This window comes from Corynebacterium sp. ACRQJ (genome assembly GCF_022346045.1).
In the GTDB taxonomy this organism is placed as follows: Bacteria; Actinomycetota; Actinomycetes; order Mycobacteriales; family Mycobacteriaceae; genus Corynebacterium; species Corynebacterium evansiae.
This window is the reverse complement of the sequence record NZ_JAKRMT010000006.1, coordinates 76,421-93,249: the sequence shown is the minus strand read 5'-3', so window position 1 is coordinate 93,249 and position 16,829 is coordinate 76,421. Positions and strand designations below refer to the sequence as shown.

Here is a 16,829-nt window from a genome sequence, read left to right as displayed (position 1 = left end):
GCTATACTGGCTGCCTATGAGTAGAAGGTCTCGTCCCAGCTTCCGGGACGAGGCCTTTGTGCTTCGCACCTACAAACTGGGCGAGGCCGACCTGATCCTCGTCTTGCTCACCAAGGATAATGGCCTGATCCGTGCCGTAGCCAAGGGCATCCGCAAAACCCGCTCCCGTTTCGGTGCCCGTCTGGACCGTTTTTCCCGCGTTGACGTGCAGATTTATCCTGGCCGTTCACTGGCCAACGTCACCGACGCCGCCACCGTCGCCACCTACGCCTCGCCGATCGTCGCGGATGTCGATCGCTTCTACGCTGGCGCGGCGATGCTGGAGATGGCCCAGGTCTTTGCCGCCGAGCCTTCGTCGGCGCACTCGATCTTTTTTCTTTTGGACGCCGCGCTCCAGCAGCTAACCACCTCAGCCCTCCCTCCGGTCAGCGTGGCCGACGAGTTCGTGCTGCATGGCCTGGAAGTCGCCGGCTGGGAGCCCAGCCTGGTCGACTGCGCGCAGTGCGGCAAGCGCGGCCCCCACCGGGCGTTCCACCCGGGGGCCGGTGGTGCGGTGTGCGTGACGTGCAGGCCCCCGGGCGCGTTCACGCCACCGTCGGCGGCGGTACACGCCCTGTGGCTGCTGAAGAAGGGGCGTCACGAACAAGCAGCCCAAGTACTCCGCGACCAGCAGAGGCAAGACATCGCGGCACAATCGCACCGCCTGCTACTGGCACACGTGCGACAGCAGCTCGAGGTAGGCTGCCCGGCTTACGCGGCGCTATAGGGGCAGTGGTGCGGGTGTGGCAATATAGTACGGGTGAGTAGCACTGAATATCCGCACGTGGACCGTTCCGAGATTCCGCCGGAGCTCCGTCCGAAGCACATCGCGCTAGTGATGGACGGCAACGGGCGCTGGGCTGAGGAGCGCGGCATGGTCCGCACCGAGGGGCACCGCCGGGGCGAGGCTGTGCTGATGTCTTTGGTGGAGGAGTGCATCGAGCTGGGCGTGGATTACCTTTCGGCCTATGCGTTCTCCACCGAGAACTGGCGCCGGTCGGCCGACGAGGTGCGCTTTTTGATGGGCTTCAACCGCGACGTGCTGCGCCGGCAACGCGACTACTTGAACAGCCTGGGGGTGCGGATCCGCTGGGTGGGGCGCCGCCCGCGCCTGTGGCGCACCGTGATTGCGGAGCTGGAGCAGGCCGAGGAGTTGACGAAGAACAACACGACCATGACCTTGGGCATGTGCGTGAATTACGGTGGCCGGGCGGAGATCGCGGACGCGGCGCGTTGGATCGCCGAGGACGTGAAGGCCGGTCGGCTGAAGCCCCGGCAGGTGAACGAGAAGACTTTCGCCCGCTACCTGGACGAGCCGGACATGCCGGACGTGGATCTGTTCCTGCGGCCGTCGGGCGAGATGCGAACCTCGAACTTCCTGCCGTGGCAGTCCACCTATGCGGAGATGGTGTACCAGGATGTGCTGTTCCCGGATTACACGCCGAACCATCTGCGGGCGGCGGTGCTGGAGTTTGCGAAGCGCGATAGGCGCTTTGGAGGTGTGAAGTGAGCGATGTGACCGGTGCTAACGGGGCGGATGCCGCCGAGCAGGTCGAGCAGCCGCAGCCGACGAAGCGCCAGATCGCCCGCTGGCAGCAGTACCTGGCCAACGAGCGTGCCGAGGGTGCCGTCTACCGCGAGCTGGCGCGTAAGAAGACCGGCGAGGAGCGCGCCATCCTCCTGGGGCTTGCAGAAGCAGAGGCGCGCCACGAGGCCTATTGGAAGAACCGCCTCGGCGAGTACGTGGGCCTGCCGCGCAAGGCCAGCCTGGATACCCGCATGAAGGCGTGGATGGCGCGGCGCTTCGGATCGGTGTTCGTGCTGGCTCTGATGCAATCCTCGGAGCAGCGCAACGAGTACATTTCGGATGCGGACGCCGACGACCAGCTTGCGGCGGACGAGACGATTCACGCCGAGGTTGTCCGTGGCCTGGCCGCGCGCGGGCGCGCCCGCATGTCGGGCGATTTCCGCGCTGCTATCTTCGGCGCGAATGATGGCCTGGTTTCGAACCTGGCGCTGGTACTGGGCATGGTCGGCACGGGTGGATCTTCCCACCTGGTGCTGGTCACCGGTATCGCTGGCCTGCTGGCTGGCGCGCTGTCGATGGCCGCGGGCGAGTACGTGTCCGTGACCTCGCAGAAGGAGCTGCTGGGCGCGAACGCCCCGGACCCGAACGCCAGCCGTTCGCTGCCGAACCTGGACGTGAATCAGAACGAGCTGGCGCTGGTGTACCGCGCCCGCGGTATGAGCGAACAGGAGGCCGCCGATCGCGCCCGCCGCGTTTTCGATTCGATCATCGAGACGAACCAGCCGGTGGGGGAGCAGGCCTTCGATGCAGAGAAGGTTGGCACTGTGTCCGTGCAGGGCGCCGGGGAGAGCATGGCGGAGCACGCGGCTCCCAAACACGAGGATGGCGGCTCCGGCTTGTCCGCTGCGGTCTCCAGCTTCTTCTGCTTCGCGGTTGGCGCTTTGATCCCGGTGCTGCCGTATATCTTCGGCCTGTCGGGCTCCACCGCGGCGATTGTCGCCTGCGTGATGGTGGGCCTGGCCTTGATGTTTACCGGCTCTGTGGTGGGCTTGCTGTCTGGCGTGGAGCCGGGCCGACGCGCTTTGCGTCAATTGCTTATCGGTTTCGGCGCTGCCGGGGCGACCTACCTGCTCGGCTCGCTGTTTAACGTCTAGTTAGCTGGCGGACTTCTTCTGGCAGTCCCCGCACAGGCCGAAGATCTCGGCGGTGTGGCCGGACTTTTCGTAGCCGAACTTCCTTGCGGTCTCCGCGGCCCAGTCCTCGACGGGGCCGCCGTCGATCTCCACGGTCCGGCGGCAGGAGGTGCACACCAGGTGATGATGGTGGTCGTCGGTGGCGCAGGCGCGGTAGAGGGTCTCGCCGGAATCGTCGTAGAGCGTATCGATCGCGCCGGCTTCCGCCATCTGCTGCAGCGTGCGGTACACGGTGGTCAGGCCGACCTTGTGGCCTTGGGCTACGAGCTTCTGGTGGATGTCCTGGGCACTGCAGAACGTGGTGAGGCCTTCCAATAGCTCCGCCACAGCGCGTCGTTGGCGGGTGTTGCGCTGGCCGATCTTGGGAAGTTTGTTGGTAGCTGGGGTGCTCACGGTGAGCTCGCTCCTTGTGTTCTAAAGTGCTCTAAATGTGTGTTGCGTGGCAAATCAATGCTCTATTTGCGGCAGGTAACCTGCGGTAACTACCCACAATAGGGATCTTGCTGGTAATTTTCAATAAGCTTTCGATAAGTCCTTCTAGGGCAGCTCCAGTGCGGCACGATAGCGGTGTGTGGTCGCCGCGTGCGCGGTGCAGTGGCCACCAGAACCTGAGCCCGCACGCAACAGCGGCGAGCCGGAAAAATATGCCCAAATAATGTGCTCCGGACGCTTGACTTTCTAGAAACCCCCGGGCTAAATTTAAGGCAGTTCCCTTGGGAGCGTGCGTAATCCCCCCCCTTCGCAGCTTCCAGCTAAAGGGAACAGGCCCCATTCTCTTTATGAGGAAAGCGTGGCCGGAACCCGCGGTATTTACCCCCCCTAACCGCGGGTTCTTTTTTATCTTCACCCATTTTTATGACGCCCCTTCGGCCGGCTGCAGCGGTGGTTGCGCCGAAATGCAGCGACACATTCGGCGCTTCCACCCCGACCGTTGGCTTTCGCCTTGAACGGGTTAGAATGTTGGGCACAATAGCTGGAAAGCGAAACCTGCATTTCTTGCACGAACACCTCGACCAAGGAGACACGCCAACCATGGCAAGCACCATTGATTCCGTTGTCAACCTAGCCAAGCGCAGGGGGCTGGTGTATCCCTGCGGCGAGATCTACGGTGGCACCCGCTCTGCCTGGGATTACGGCCCACTGGGCGTGGAGCTGAAGGAGAACATCAAGCGCCAGTGGTGGCGCCACATGGTTACTTCCCGCCGCGACGTCGTCGGCCTGGATTCCTCCGTGATCCTGCCGAAGCGCGTCTGGGAGGTCTCCGGCCACGTCGAGGTATTCACCGACCCGCTGGTTGAGTCCCTGCACACCCACAAGCGCTACCGCGCGGACCACCTGCTGGAGGCTTACGAGGAGAAGCACGGCCACCCGCCGGCAAACGGCCTGGCCGACATCAACGATCCGGAGACCGGCCAGCCGGGCGCCTGGACCGAGCCGAAGGCCTTCTCTGGTCTGCTGAAGACCTTCCTGGGCCCGGTGGATGACAAGGAGGGCCTGCACTACCTACGCCCGGAGACCGCGCAGGGTATCTTCACGAACTTCAAGAACGTGATGACCACCTCCCGCCAGAAGCCGCCGTTCGGCATCGCGCAGGTTGGTAAGTCCTTCCGCAACGAGATCACCCCGGGTAACTTCATCTTCCGCACCCGCGAGTTCGAGCAGATGGAGATGGAGTTCTTCGTCAAGCCGGGCGAGGACGAAGAGTGGCACCAGTACTGGATCGATGACCGCCACCAGTGGTACATCGACCTGGGTATCAACCCCGATAACCTGCGCCTTTACGAGCACCCGCAGGAGAAGCTGTCCCACTACTCCAAGCGCACTGTGGACGTGGAGTATGCTTTCCACTTCAACGGCTCCAAGTGGGGCGAGCTCGAGGGCGTGGCCAACCGCACCGACTACGACCTGCGCGTTCACTCCGAGGGCTCGGGCGAGGACCTCAGCTACTACGACCAGGCTGCGGACGAGCGTTGGATCCCGTACACCATCGAGCCCGCCGCCGGTCTTGGCCGTGCGATGATGGCCTTCCTTGTTGACGCCTACACGGAAGAAGAAGTACCGAATGCGAAGGGTGGCACGGACACCCGCACGGTGCTGAAGCTGGACCGTCGTCTGTCTCCGGTCAAGATCGCAGTTCTGCCTCTGTCCAAGAAGGAGACGCTGACGCCGACCGCGGAGAAGATCGCCGACCAGCTGCGCGGCTTCTGGAACGTGGACTACGACACCTCCGGTGCTATCGGCCGCCGATACCGTCGCCAGGACGAGATCGGCACGCCTTTCTGTGTGACCGTCGACTTCGACACCCTCGAGGACAATGCCGTGACCGTCCGCGAGCGCGACACTATGGAGCAGGAGCGCATCAAGATCGAGGATCTGCAGAGCTACTTCGCTGAACGACTGGCGGGCTGCTAAGCATGTCGAGTGACATTCGCTGGGGCCTGCCGAGTGACGGACACACGTTCCCCATCTACGAAGGTCCCAGCAATGACCTCGTGAAGGTGGCGGAGTTCGCCGACGAGCGCGGCGTCACCAACATCCGCTTCGGTGGCGACACGTGGCAGTTGCACGGACCTGACGGTAGCGATGGCTGCACCGCATCGGCGACTACCCAGACGGGCACCTGGACGGTGACCGGCAACGGCAAGAGCTTCGGCAAGTCGGATCGCTACGAGGTGCAGGCCGACCGGCACCATGTGACGATCATCGCGGAGACGAAGAAGAACTTCGTGCTGGACATCGACGGCAAGAAAGTAGGGCAGTTCACCAGCGAGAATCGTGGCCTGCGGAACCTGCACGTGGAGTTCGAGGGTGCGGGGGAGAAGCTGCCGATCGACGTGCGCGTGTTCATTTCCTGGGCGGCGCGGCTGTGCATGGAGACGCGGATGATCAGCTCTTCGTGGGCGATCACCATCGCGCTGCTGCTGTGCATCCCGATCGTGGTGCTCTACTGGATTGGGTTCATCTAAAACGCCGGATTGGGGTTGGCGGGGAGCTGGGTTTGGTTTGACTAAAACCGCATGTCGAGGGTTAGCCCAAACTAAATAGGTAGCAAGATTTCAACCCCCATTAACCTTCTGTTCACCATTAAATCCCGTGTTTTTTACCTCCATCGGAGAAGGTGTTTCTGTCTGACATCTTGACGTTTTGGAGGAATCTTGTCGACGACAACCGAAACGGCCGCGCCATCGTCGGCCACGGGCATCACCCCTGTGCCCGAAAACGAGAATAATACCTGGTGGCACCTATTCTTCGGTGGCCTCATGGCCATCACCCTGGTGACCTTCAGCCTGTGGGCGCACGACTACGTCGGTGACAACGCCAATGTGATCGTGCTGCTGACCACCATCATCTTCGCCGTGTTCATGGCGTTCAATATCGGTGGTAATGACGTCGCGAACTCCTTTGGTACCTCCGTGGGTGCGGGCACGCTGAGCATGAAGCAAGCCCTGGTTGTGGCCGCCATCTTCGAAGTTTCCGGAGCTGTACTGGCTGGTGGCGAGGTTACGGATACGGTCCGTTCCGGCATTGTTGACCTGGGTGCTATCGACAACCTCGAGCCGATGAACTTCGCCTACATCATGATGGCCTCGCTGCTGGGTGCGGCTGTGTGGCTGCTGGTGGCGACTCGCATGGGTTGGCCAGTGTCTACCACACACTCCATCGTGGGCGGTATCGTGGGTGCGGCTCTGACCGTCGGTTTCGTCACCGGCACTGGTGGCTGGTCCATGGTCCAGTGGGGTGCCGTTGGCAAGATTGCTATCTCTTGGGTTCTGTCTCCTGCCTTGGGCGGAATAGTTGCCTACCTTCTGTATGGCGCGATTAAGCGTGGCATCTTGGTCTACAACGAGCTGGCAGATCAGCGCCTCGAAGAGATCAAGAAGGAAAAGAAGGAGCTGAACATTCAGCACAAGATCGCCTTCGGTCAGCTCAGCGAGGAAGAGCAGCTGGCGCTGACCGATGCGATGATCCGCGACTCGACCACGATGCGCGAGCACGGCTATACCGAGGAGGACCTGGAGTCCGACTACTACAAGAAGCTGCACCGCATCAACAAGTCTGTCGACGAGGTTGAGGCGCACCACGCCCTGGATACCTGGGTGCCGCTGCTGGCCGCAGGTGGTTCCATCATCATTTCCGCGATGCTGCTGTTCAAGGGCCTGAAGAACATGAACCTGGAGCTGTCCAGCCTGGGCAACTTCCTGATCATGGGCATGGTGGCAGCTGTTGTCTGGATGGCTGTGTACATCTTCTCCCGTACCTTGAAGAAGCAGGCTCTGAACCGTTCGACCTTCCTGCTGTTCAGCTGGATGCAGGTGTTTACCGCGTCTGCTTTCGCATTCAGCCACGGCTCCAACGACATCGCTAACGCGCTTGGACCGTTCGTTGCAGTGCTGGACGTTCTGAAGACCAACACCATCTCTGAGGAATCTGGCGTGGCACTGCCCGTGATGGTTGCGATGGGTGTTGCTCTGATTGCTGGCCTGTGGTTTATTGGCCGCTTCGTTATCCGCACCGTTGGCTCCGGTCTGACCAAGATGCACCCGGCTTCTGGCTTCGCTGCAGAGCTGTCCGCAGCTGCCGTGGTTATGGGCGCATCCGTGCTGGGTCTGCCGGTTTCCTCCACTCACATTCTGATCGGTGCAGTTCTGGGCGTTGGCCTGGTTAACAAGGACGCCAACTGGGGCCTGATGAAGCCCATCGCCCTGGCTTGGGTTATCACCCTCCCGGCTGCCGCCATCATCGCAGGCGGTACGGTCTCCGTGCTGCGCGTGATCTTCTAAAGCAAACTGCTTGCCGCTGGCTTAGCCCGGCTGGCTGGCCCGGCTGAAGTTGCTGGCCCGGCCCGGCTCGACTGGCTGGCGCGTTACTGCAGGCCCGGATGGCTGGTCCGGCATTGCTGATTCAAGGCGCTCGCCCTTCGGGGCGGGCGTTTTTTGCTGCCCGGAGAATGTGGGGGGCGCCAGAATGCGGGGGTGCCTGCTCGAGTCGATCCGAGGTTTGGGTCCTCTGTCCCGGTGGATCTGAAGGGTGGTGCTAGGCGTAAATGTCGTTAAAGTGGGAATCTGTAAAATTGAATACGGCTTATAATTTTTCAGCAACTCGCTGACCTGCGGTTTTACATATGTGGAAATGGGTGCCAGTAACGGATTCCCACTTTAACGACATTTAGCGGAATCCGAGGGCACAAAAGCCCCGGCTGGAAGCTGGAGGAGCCCCAGCCAGCCGACCGGCCCGGCCCTAGCTAGAAGTTGGAGCTAGCAAGTAGTCAGCTAGAAGCTGGAGGAGCCGCTGCCGCCGAAGCCCCCGCCTCCGCCGCCAAAACCGCCGCCCCCGAAGCCGCCGCCAAAGCCTCCGCCGAAGCCGCCGTTACCGCTCAGCAGTGAGCCCAGCACCATGCCCGTCACAAAGTTGCCGCTGCCGCCACTTCCGCCGAACCCGCCGTAGCCGCTGTTGCGACGGTTGAAGTCGTCGATATCCTTACGCGCCTGCGCGCTGGCCTGCTGCGCCAGCTGGCTAGCCCGCTGGGCGGCCCGCAGCGCCCGCTTCGGATCTTCCGTCCGCAGCTGCGCTGCCTCATCCAAAGCAGCCCGCGCCGCCTGCGCCGCCGTGCGCGTATCCACGCCGATGATCCGTCGGCGGTTCCTAATCAGGTCCTCCACGGCCTCCAACCGCTGGGCGGCATCCATGGCCGTCCGGTCCACCATGTCCACGGTGCGGGCAAAGTCGCTGGCCTTGCCACGGGCCTCGTCCAGCTGAATGTCCAGCACACCGTCGGCTTCCAGTAGCTGGGAGTAGCTACCCAGTGGATCCGCAGAGCCTTCTTCCCGCGCCTTCTCCAGTGCCTCGCGAGCCTGCTCCACGGCCTTGTGCAAAGCCGCACGGTCCAGGTCTGCACCGGACTTATCCAGCTCCCCGGCCTCCGCAATCTCCTCTTCCACCTCGGTGATCAGCGCGGGCAGGTTGGACTGTGCCGACCGCAGGTGCTCCTCCGCACGCTCCACGGCCAGCAGCTGCGAATCCGCCTGTTGCAGTGCCATGCGCGCGGCACCCAGCGCGTCGATCAGCCCGCCTTGCTGCCCGGCCGGCTTGTCCAGCAGTCCGCGTGCGGAGTCCAGCGCCTTCTCGGCCTCCGCCAGTTCGTCCTCGGCAACGTCCGGGTTGTGGCGCACGGATTCCAGCAGCGCCGGATCCACGCGCGTGATGGCATCGCTGAGGATCTCCCGCGCATTCGGAATGCGGTTGTGCAGGCTGATGCTGGTCTGGCGGAGCTTTTCCACCAGCTGGGGTGCGTCCATCAGCTTCTGCCGCAGCTCGGCAAAGCGCGCGGCCTGCCCGTCCAGGTTGTCGTCTGCCTGCCCACAGGTGGACACAATCTCGATCAGCAGGTCGCGCTGCTCCGGCTCAGTTGTCACCAGCCCAGAGCGCAGCCGCTCGTTCATGCTGTACGCCTTGTTCAGTGTCGAGCGGCTGTGCTGCAGCGCCTTGGCCAGGTCGCGGGTGCGCTCTTCGCCGAACTCTCCGCGCGCGACGGCCAGCTCTTCATCGCCCTTACGGATGGATTCGTCGGTGCTGTGCAGCTCCTCATCCGCCAGTTCGCGCAGCACCTCGGTGGGCTGCTTGTACAGGTCGTCGATGTTGCCCGGGTCGATCTCGCGGGCTGTCTCCAGCTGCTGCGCGTGAGTCTTCTTACGGTTGCGGCGGGACCACACAACCGCACCGGCGCCCGCGCCGACCACTCCGACGGCACCGGCGCCCATCCACACCTTCGACGCGGTGGAGGTCTTGCCCGCTAGCTTGTCCGCCGCGGCCTGTGCGCCCCCGGCCCAGTCGTCGTCGGCGAAGTGGTCCCGCGCCGCGTCCTGCAGTTTCTCTGCCTCGCTCGTCTTTACCTTGTCCCCGGCGGCGTAGCCAATCTGCCGCGTTTCGGTGGCCACTGCCAGCACGATCACGTTGTCGATGCCGTCCTGTTCGCGCAGCTGCTCGGCCATGGTCTTAATGTCGCCTGGTGCGGTCGGGACGAAGACGACGTAGAGCTTCTTGCCGGATTCTTTGGTTGCTTCTTTTAATGACGCCGTAATGTCCGCTTTTTCCTGTTCAGACAGCACCCCGGACTCGTCGACGAGCTGGGATGTCAGCTGTACCTCGCTGGTGGCGGTAGCGGCTGGGGCCGAGGGGGCGTCAATAAGAAAAGAGCCAAATCCGAGTACGGCGCCGGCGGCTAGGATTGCCAGGAAGCGAGTGGTGGAAAAAGTCGGTTTCATACAGCCCACCTTAACGAAAAATACAGGGGAAACCGCGTATGGTTTTGCGCATGGCTAATGCACGGCATCCGGTGAAGCGCGCGGTGAAGTATGTCTTCATCACGCTGTTAACCATCTTCTTGGTGGCGGCGGGTGTGTTCGGAGTGACGGCTTTCCAGGTGTGGCACTTCGCGCGGTCGGACGACAGGCGACCGGCGGACACGATTTTTGTGCTGGGGGCGGCGCAGTATGCGGGCAACCCGACGAACTGGTTCGCCTCACGGCTGAATCACGCCGCAGAGCTGTACAAGCAGGGCGTGGCGCCGACGATCGTCACCGTGGGTGGCAAGGCGGAGGGCGACCTGTACACCGAGGCAGCTGCAGGCAAGAACTACCTGGTGGAGAACTTCGACATTCCGGAGTCGGCGGTTGTGCCGGTGGAGGAAGGTGCGGATACGCTGAAGTCAGCCGAGGCGTTCGCGCAGGTGGCGAGCGAAAATGGTTGGCGGACTTCCGTGGTGGTGACGGATCCTGCGCACTCGCTGCGTGCTACCCGGATGGTGCGCGACCAGGGCCTTGATGCATGGGCGAGCCCCACGCGCCAGGGGCCGTCGGTGTTCACCCGAAAGTCGCAGGCCAACTCGATCCTGCACGAGACGTTGGGCATGCTGTACTACGAGGTAGTAGAGAAACGCCGGAAGTAGAGTGCCGGTAGAAGTGGAAAGAGGACATGCGTTACCCCTATAGCGATCACGACCAGCAGCGGCGGCTGCCGGATCGGCCGAAGACCCTGGGGCTGCCCGGGGCGGTGGTGGACGGGCGCGATAGTTTCGACCGCGACCGGGCGCGCGTGCTGCACTCCGCGGCGCTGCGCCGGCTGGCGGATAAGACGCAGGTCGTGGGGCCGGGGTCGGGGGATACACCGCGTACCCGCCTGACGCACTCGCTGGAGGTCGCGCAGATTGCCCGCGGGATCGGCAAGACTCTAGGCGCGGATCCGGATCTGACGGAGCTGGCGGGGCTGAGCCACGACATCGGCCACCCGCCGTATGGCCACAACGGCGAGCGGGCGTTGGATGAGGCCGCCGCCGACTGTGGGGGATTCGAGGGCAACGCGCAGACGCTGCGCATTCTCGCCCGGCTGGAGCCGAAGGTGCTGGGGGACGGCAGTGAAGGCGCATCTGGCGCTGGCGCTGGGGCTGCTAGCGCGGCAGGCATAGCAGGCGCCGCGCCCGTCTCCTACGGCCTGAACCTCACCCGCGCCAGCCTGGACGCCGCCTGCAAGTACCCGTGGGGGCCGGTCGACGAGCACGGCCACAAGCGCGCCAAGTACTCCGCCTACGCCGAGGACGTGGAGACCCTCGAGTGGATCCGCGAGGGCGCGCCGGAAGGGCGCAAGTGCCTGGAGGCGCAGATCATGGACTGGTCCGACGACGTCGCGTACTCGGTGCACGACGTGGAGGACGGCATCCTTTCCGGGCGCATCGACTTCGGCGTGCTGTGGGATCTGGTCGAGCTAGCCGCGCTGGCGGAGAAGGGCGCCCGCGTGTTCGGCGGCACCCCGGAGGAGCTGCTGGAGGCTGCCGACCGCCTGCGTGCCATGACCTTGATCTCCCGGGCGGCGGATTTCCGCGGATCGATGCAGGACCTCGCCGCGCTAAAGGCCATGACCTCGGAGCTGGTTTCCCGCTTCGTCACCGCCGCCGTCACGGGCACTCGCCAGCGGTTCGGCGAGGGGGCGCTCGGCCGCTACGCCGCCGACCTGGTGATCCCCGAGCCCGTGCAGGCGGAGGTCACCCTGCTGAAGTCCGTTGCGGTCCTGTACGTCATGGACGAGGCCCAGCATCTGGCCAACCAGCAGCGCCAGCGCGAGCGCATCTTTCGCGTCACGGACTACCTGTGGCGCGGTGGCTCGGGTGCGCTGGACCCAATGTTTTCTTCGTGGTTTGACGCCGCCGCCTCCGACCGCGAGGCACGCCGCGTAGTCATCGACCAGGTGGCTTCGCTGACGGAATCCCGGTTGGAGCGGCTGGACAAGCGCGCCAGCGGAATCAGCGCCGCCTGGGCCTAGGCGCCAGCGGGCCGGCGCGAGCTAGCGCGAGCGCCGCTAGTCCTCCGCGTCCGGGATGGAACAGAAGCTCTCGAAGTGGTCGGACGTGTAGTACCACACATCCGGGTCGGTCTCAGTGCCGCCGCCGACGACGATGCGGCGCTCACCCCGGTGGTTAAGCCCCGGGGTCTTCACGGTGTATTCGCGGTAGTAGTCGCCCTTCTCCTTCGGCAGCAGGCCTTCGTAGTTGCCGAAGTGCTTGCCGTCGGCCTCCCCGTCATCCGGCGGGGCGCCCTGCAAAATGTCGTCTATCTGCTTCTTGGCCTCCGGTGGGAGGGTGTCAACGGCGCAGGTGTCGGCGTCATTGCTAGAAACACCAGAAGCCTGCCCGCCGTTTCCGTCAGCTCCATCGTCGCCTTGCAGGCCGAACCAACCGGCTGCGACGACTGCCGCGCCGACGATCGGCGTGGCGTACTTTGCCCACTTCTTCGGCACTAGGCCCTGCGAGGGGCTCTGCGAGCGGCCCTGCGAACTTCCCTGAGACATAGGGAAGAGTCTAGAGCACGCGCAGTGGCAGGCGGAGGGCGGCCGGGGCGTCGTCCGGAACGATCGGGTTGTTCGGCTGCACTGGGTTAATGCGGCGGTAGCCCTCGGACTGCGGCGGGCGCGGGTCGGCCTCGCCCTTGTTCGGCCACATGGCGGCAGCACGCTCGGCATTCGCGGTGATGGACAGGGAGGGGTTCACGCCCGGGTTCGCGGTGATGGCGGAACCGTCGGTGATGAACAAGCTCGGGTAGCCCCATGCGCGGTGGTAAGGGTCCACCACGCCGTGCTCAGGCGAGGAGCCGATAACGCAGCCGCCCAGGAAATGCGCGGTCAGCGGGATGTTGAAGACCTCCGACCACACGCCACCTGCGATTCCCTTCGGCAGAAATTTCGCCAGGATGCGGGTGGCCGTGTTGCCTTCGGGGATCCAGGAGGGGTTTGGCTCGCCGGTACCCTGCTCGGAGCTCAGCATGTTGAACGGGCCGACCTTGCGGAGGAAGGTGCGCAGCGAGTTATCGCGGGTCTGCATCACCAGGTTGATGACGGTGCGCTGCGACCACTTGCTCAGGTTCACCAGGCGCGGGATGGCCTTGTACTGCAGGAAGACCTGCTTGATGAACTCCAGGAAACGGGGCTGCAGCTTATCGCCGTCTGTCATGAGGGTCTGCAGCAGGCCCATCGCGTTGGAGCCCTTGCCGTAGCGCACCGGCTCGATGTGCGTATCCGGGGCGGGGAAGTAGGAGGAGGTGATGGCCACGCCCTCGGAGAAATCCATGTCGGGGGAGTAGTCCGAACGGTTCGCGCCCAGCAGCGCCTCGGAGTTCGTGCGGGTAAGGTGCCCCAGCTTGTTTGACAGCTTCGGCAGGTTGCCGTTGGCCTTCTGGCGGTGCAGCAGGTTCTGGGTGCCCCAGGTGCCTGCGGCGACGACGAGGTTATCGGCGGTGAAGCTGCTGGTCTGCGGGTTGCGTTTGGTGATCGGTCCAGTCTGTTGCGCCTGTACCGTCCAGGTGGTGCCGTCGAAGGTGATGTCGGTGACGGTGGTGCGGTCGTGTACCTTCGCCCCGCCCTTCTCAGCCAGGTACAGGTAGTTCTTCAGCAGGGTGTTCTTCGCGCCGTGGCGGCAGCCGGTCATGCACTCGCCGCACTCGTGGCAGGCGGTGCGGTCGGGGCCAACACCACCGAAGTATGGATCCTTCACAGTTTCACACGGCTTACCTTCCAGCCCGACCTTTTCTCCGAAGAACACTCCGACGGGCGCCATGCGGAACGTGTCGCCCACGCCCATCTCCTCGGCAACCTTCTTGGAGTACACGTCGGCGGGGGTCATGGTGGGGTTCTCCACCACGCCGAGCATCTTCTGCGCCTGCTGGTAGTAGGGGGTCAGCTCGTCCTCCCAGTCGGTAATGGTGTTCCACTGCTTGTCGTTGAAGTATGCCTCGCCGGGCTGGTAAAGCGTGTTCGCGTAGTTCAGCGAGCCGCCGCCCACGCCCGCGCCAGCGAGGATCATCACGTCCTTGAGCAGGTGGATGCGTTGGATGCCATACAGGCCGATCTGCGGCATCCACAGGAAGTCCTTGAGGTGCCAGGAGTTCTTGGCGAACTCTTCGTCCTTGAAACGGCGGCCGGCTTCGAGGATGCCGACCTTGTAACCCTTCTCCACCAGGCGCAGGGCGGTGGTGGAGCCGCCGAAGCCAGAGCCGATGATCAGCACGTCGTAGTGGGTGGAGGAGTTGCCGGTGGCCTGCGATTCAGTCATGGGAGTGGTCCTTCGTGTTATTGCAGTGTGACGTAGATCCTATTTTGAACACGTTAGCGCCCGGTTCTGTCGCGGTGTGTTGTTTGTAGAAAATAGGTTGTATAGGTTGTGACGGTCGCCGATCTGGGACTTCCGGGGGACGTCTGGGGGTTGTACTAGCATGTGGCTATGGCTAAGGGCAGGATTCCGGAGCGGGACATCGAAGCAATTCGAGAGCAAACCCCCATCGAAGAGGTAGTGGGGGAGTATGTGCAGCTCAAACCGGGTGGCGTCGATTCCATGAAGGGCCTTAGCCCCTTTAAGGACGAAAAGACTCCCTCGTTCCACGTCCGCCCGAACCACGGCTACTTCCACTGCTTCTCCACCGACCAGGGCGGCGATGTTTTCAAGTTCCTCATGCTGATGGAACACATGTCCTTCCCCGAGGCCGTGGAGGCCTGCGCCGAGCGCATCGGCTACCGCATCAACTACGAGGGCGGCCGGCCCGGCAACCGGGAGGAACCCGGCACGCGGCGCAGGTTAGTCGCCGCGAACAAGGCGGCCTTTGAGTTCTACCGCAAGGAATTTCTTGGTGACGCCGAAGGCGCGGACGTCGCCCGCAACTTCCTTATCGAGCGCGGTTTCACCATGGAACACGCCGAGCAGTTCGGCTGCGGGTATGCGCCCGCCGGGTGGGATCGGCTGACGAAGCACCTGCAGCAGAAGGGTTTTACGTTCAAGGAAATCGAGGCGGCGGGCCTGGGCCGCATGGGTAAGCGTGGCCCGATCGACCGGTTCCACCGCCGCCTTTTGTGGCCGATCCGTTCCGTCAGTGGAGACGTGATCGGCTTCGGTGCCCGCAAGCTCTTCGACGACGACCGTCTGGGCAAGTATCTGAACACGCCGGAGACCATGCTGTACAAGAAGTCGAAGGTGTTGTTCGGCATTGACCAGGCGAAGCGGAATATTGTGGCTAAGCACCAGGCTGTGGTGGTGGAGGGGTACACGGACGTGATGGCCATGCACGCCGCCGGGGTGGATACCGCGGTGGCCGCGTGTGGCACGGCCTTCGGTGCGGAGCACCTGTCGGCCCTGCGGCGGTTCATGTTGGACGACCAGTTCTTCCGGGGCGAGATCATCTACACCTTCGACGGTGACGAGGCCGGACAGAAGGCCGCCATGCGTGCCTTCGAGGGCGACCAGCAGTTCTCGGGACGGAGCTATGTGACGGTCGCGCCGGGCGGGCAGGATCCGTGCGACGTGCGCATCAAGCGCGGCGACGCGGCCGTGCGCGAGCTGGTAGCCTCCCGTATTCCGATGTTCGAGTTCGTGATCCGCACCCTCATCGCGGACTACGATACGGCCAGCATCGACGGGCGCGTGCACGCGCTGCGGCGCATCGTTCCGGTGCTGGCGGGGATTAAGGACGACGCGCTGCGGGACGAGTACGCCCGCCAGGCCGCGGGTTGGGTCGGCTGGGATAACCCGAACGACGTGCTGGATCAGGTGCGCAAGGAGGCGCGGAAGTCCGGCGGGCAGCGGCCGAAGCTGGAGTTGAAGACCGGCGCTGGTCCTGCTGGCGCTGGCGGCCCTGGGGCCGGTGCGGGCTCGGCTGGCGCGGGCGGCGCTGGTGCTGGAAGCGGGGGCGGCCCGAACCTGCACGTGGTGAAGGGCATGGAGCGCCCGAACCCGGACGACGACTACCTGGAAGGCCCCCGCGAGGTCATGAAGCTGGCTTTGCAGGAACCGCAGCTGGCCTCCACCATCTTCGACCTCATGCCCCCGGAGAGCTTTGTGCATCCGACATACGTGGCGATGGCTGAGGCTGTGGCGTCATTAGGTGGGGCGGCGAACAGCAACGGCGGGGCCGGATGGATCGAGAAGATCGCGGCGCAGATGAAGGACCCGATGGGGGCGGCGGTGGTCTCCGAGCTGGCGGTGGAGGATTTGCATTGCTTGCCGGAGAGGCTGCCGTACTACGCGGATGCGATTATGGCGCGGATGCAGGAGCGTTGGGTGGGCAGCGAGATCGCGGACATGAAGTCTCGGATGCAGCGTATGCGCCCCGACCTGCAGAAAGAGGAATATAACGCGCTGTTTGCGGATGTGATTGCGCTGGAGAAGTACCGCCGCTCGCTGCATGAGCGGGCCTCGGACTTCGGCGACTTTACGCGCTAGCGCTTCTTCTTGAAGGGATTCTTCGGCCGGTCGATCTGGTCGTTCGGGTGATGGTCGTCGGCCTCCACGATGGTGTGCCCCTCGCCCAGAGAGTTCCGGGTGGAACGGTTCAGGTCGCGCACCTCGTGCATGCGCGGCTCCGGATCCAGGCGGTTGGCCAGAGCCTTACGGCCGGAACGCACAACGGCCTTGGTGATGTCCGAGTTCACTGCGGACTGGTAGCCGCGGCGGATCTGCTCATAGCGACGACGGCCGGCCTTTGTGCCCATCAGGTAACCCGCGGCGGCTCCGACGACGAGCTGAATCATGGTGGCTCCTT

General features: G+C 63.8%; 14 protein-coding genes. 9 read left to right on the top strand and 5 right to left on the bottom strand.

Annotated features, from left to right (window positions below; genetic code table 11):
* The first annotated feature begins 16 nt into the window (after positions 1-16).
* Genes recO through MHX52_RS05135 form a run of 3 tightly spaced genes read left to right on the top strand, consistent with a single transcriptional unit; the run spans position 17 to position 2,721 of the window.
* Entirely contained in the window at positions 17-766 is a 750-nt protein-coding gene (gene recO / locus MHX52_RS05145; RefSeq protein WP_239316919.1) for a DNA repair protein RecO, read from the top strand.
* Positions 767-799: 33 nt separating this feature from the next.
* Positions 800-1,549 (top strand): isoprenyl transferase, encoded by a 750-nt coding sequence (locus MHX52_RS05140; protein WP_080722705.1) that lies wholly within the window; start codon positions 800-802, stop codon positions 1,547-1,549.
* A complete protein-coding gene (locus MHX52_RS05135; protein WP_034985317.1) occupies positions 1,546-2,721 on the top strand; it encodes a VIT1/CCC1 transporter family protein in 1,176 nt (391 codons plus the stop codon). Before MHX52_RS05140 ends, MHX52_RS05135 begins: the two co-directional genes overlap by 4 nt.
* On the opposite strand, the gene MHX52_RS05130 is transcribed toward MHX52_RS05135, so the two are convergent.
* The gene (locus MHX52_RS05130; RefSeq protein WP_034985315.1) at positions 2,722-3,153 is read right to left on the bottom strand and encodes a Fur family transcriptional regulator; all 432 of its coding nucleotides are present in this window, start codon (positions 3,151-3,153) and stop codon (positions 2,722-2,724) included. It lies immediately after the preceding gene.
* A 639-nt stretch (positions 3,154-3,792) separates the two neighbouring features.
* Between MHX52_RS05130 and MHX52_RS05125 the strand changes: the two genes are divergently transcribed.
* The 3 genes from MHX52_RS05125 (at position 3,793) to MHX52_RS05115 (ending at position 7,541) form a co-directional block, all read left to right on the top strand.
* Complete coding sequence (locus MHX52_RS05125) at positions 3,793-5,172, top strand: glycine--tRNA ligase (protein ID WP_034985313.1); 1,380 nt, start codon at positions 3,793-3,795, stop codon at positions 5,170-5,172.
* A gap of 2 nt (positions 5,173-5,174) precedes the next feature.
* Entirely contained in the window at positions 5,175-5,726 is a 552-nt protein-coding gene (locus MHX52_RS05120) for a hypothetical protein (protein WP_035005273.1), read from the top strand.
* Between the two features lie 189 nt (positions 5,727-5,915).
* The gene (locus MHX52_RS05115) at positions 5,916-7,541 is read left to right on the top strand and encodes an inorganic phosphate transporter (protein ID WP_034985309.1); all 1,626 of its coding nucleotides are present in this window, start codon (positions 5,916-5,918) and stop codon (positions 7,539-7,541) included.
* A 489-nt stretch (positions 7,542-8,030) separates the two neighbouring features.
* Here the strand turns inward: MHX52_RS05115 and MHX52_RS05110 are convergent, their stop codons facing one another.
* Positions 8,031-10,022 (bottom strand): TPM domain-containing protein, encoded by a 1,992-nt coding sequence (locus MHX52_RS05110; protein WP_239316917.1) that lies wholly within the window; start codon positions 10,020-10,022, stop codon positions 8,031-8,033.
* 38 nt (positions 10,023-10,060) lie between these two features.
* On the opposite strand from MHX52_RS05110, the gene MHX52_RS05105 reads away from it, so the two are divergent.
* Complete coding sequence (locus MHX52_RS05105; protein ID WP_035005267.1) at positions 10,061-10,705, top strand: YdcF family protein; 645 nt, start codon at positions 10,061-10,063, stop codon at positions 10,703-10,705.
* A gap of 26 nt (positions 10,706-10,731) precedes the next feature.
* Entirely contained in the window at positions 10,732-12,072 is a 1,341-nt protein-coding gene (locus tag MHX52_RS05100; RefSeq protein ID WP_035005266.1) for a deoxyguanosinetriphosphate triphosphohydrolase, read from the top strand.
* A 36-nt stretch (positions 12,073-12,108) separates the two neighbouring features.
* Here the strand turns inward: MHX52_RS05100 and MHX52_RS05095 are convergent, their stop codons facing one another.
* The gene (locus MHX52_RS05095; RefSeq protein WP_051901694.1) at positions 12,109-12,597 is read right to left on the bottom strand and encodes a ribonuclease domain-containing protein; all 489 of its coding nucleotides are present in this window, start codon (positions 12,595-12,597) and stop codon (positions 12,109-12,111) included.
* A gap of 10 nt (positions 12,598-12,607) precedes the next feature.
* On the bottom strand, positions 12,608-14,353 hold the full coding sequence (locus tag MHX52_RS05090; protein ID WP_035005262.1) for a GMC oxidoreductase: 1,746 nt from the start codon (positions 14,351-14,353) through the stop codon (positions 12,608-12,610).
* Between the two features lie 168 nt (positions 14,354-14,521).
* Between MHX52_RS05090 and dnaG the strand changes: the two genes are divergently transcribed.
* Complete coding sequence (gene dnaG, locus MHX52_RS05085; protein ID WP_239316915.1) at positions 14,522-16,510, top strand: DNA primase; 1,989 nt, start codon at positions 14,522-14,524, stop codon at positions 16,508-16,510.
* Here dnaG and MHX52_RS05080 read toward each other — a convergent pair.
* Positions 16,507-16,818 carry a hypothetical protein gene (locus MHX52_RS05080; protein ID WP_035005258.1) on the bottom strand — a complete coding sequence of 104 codons (312 nt, stop codon included), beginning with the start codon at positions 16,816-16,818 and terminating at the stop codon, positions 16,507-16,509. The two genes, dnaG and MHX52_RS05080, sit on opposite strands and share 4 nt — an antisense overlap.
* Between the last annotated feature and the right edge of the window lie 11 nt (positions 16,819-16,829).

Bases quoted from the DNA above. Each gene is read 5' to 3' on its own strand.
- MHX52_RS05105 (WP_035005267.1), top strand. From the start codon at position 10,061: ATGGTTTTGCGCATGGCTAATGCACGGCATCCGGTGAAGCGCGCGGTG.
- recO (WP_239316919.1), top strand. From the start codon at position 17: ATGAGTAGAAGGTCTCGTCCCAGCTTCCGGGACGAGGCCTTTGTGCTT.
- MHX52_RS05095 (WP_051901694.1), bottom strand. From the start codon at position 12,597: ATGTCTCAGGGAAGTTCGCAGGGCCGCTCGCAGAGCCCCTCGCAGGGC.
- MHX52_RS05090 (WP_035005262.1), bottom strand. From the start codon at position 14,353: ATGACTGAATCGCAGGCCACCGGCAACTCCTCCACCCACTACGACGTG.
- MHX52_RS05100 (WP_035005266.1), top strand. From the start codon at position 10,732: ATGCGTTACCCCTATAGCGATCACGACCAGCAGCGGCGGCTGCCGGAT.
- MHX52_RS05120 (WP_035005273.1), top strand. From the start codon at position 5,175: ATGTCGAGTGACATTCGCTGGGGCCTGCCGAGTGACGGACACACGTTC.
- MHX52_RS05110 (WP_239316917.1), bottom strand. From the start codon at position 10,022: ATGAAACCGACTTTTTCCACCACTCGCTTCCTGGCAATCCTAGCCGCC.
- MHX52_RS05080 (WP_035005258.1), bottom strand. From the start codon at position 16,818: ATGATTCAGCTCGTCGTCGGAGCCGCCGCGGGTTACCTGATGGGCACA.
- MHX52_RS05125 (WP_034985313.1), top strand. From the start codon at position 3,793: ATGGCAAGCACCATTGATTCCGTTGTCAACCTAGCCAAGCGCAGGGGG.
- dnaG (WP_239316915.1), top strand. From the start codon at position 14,522: ATGGCTAAGGGCAGGATTCCGGAGCGGGACATCGAAGCAATTCGAGAG.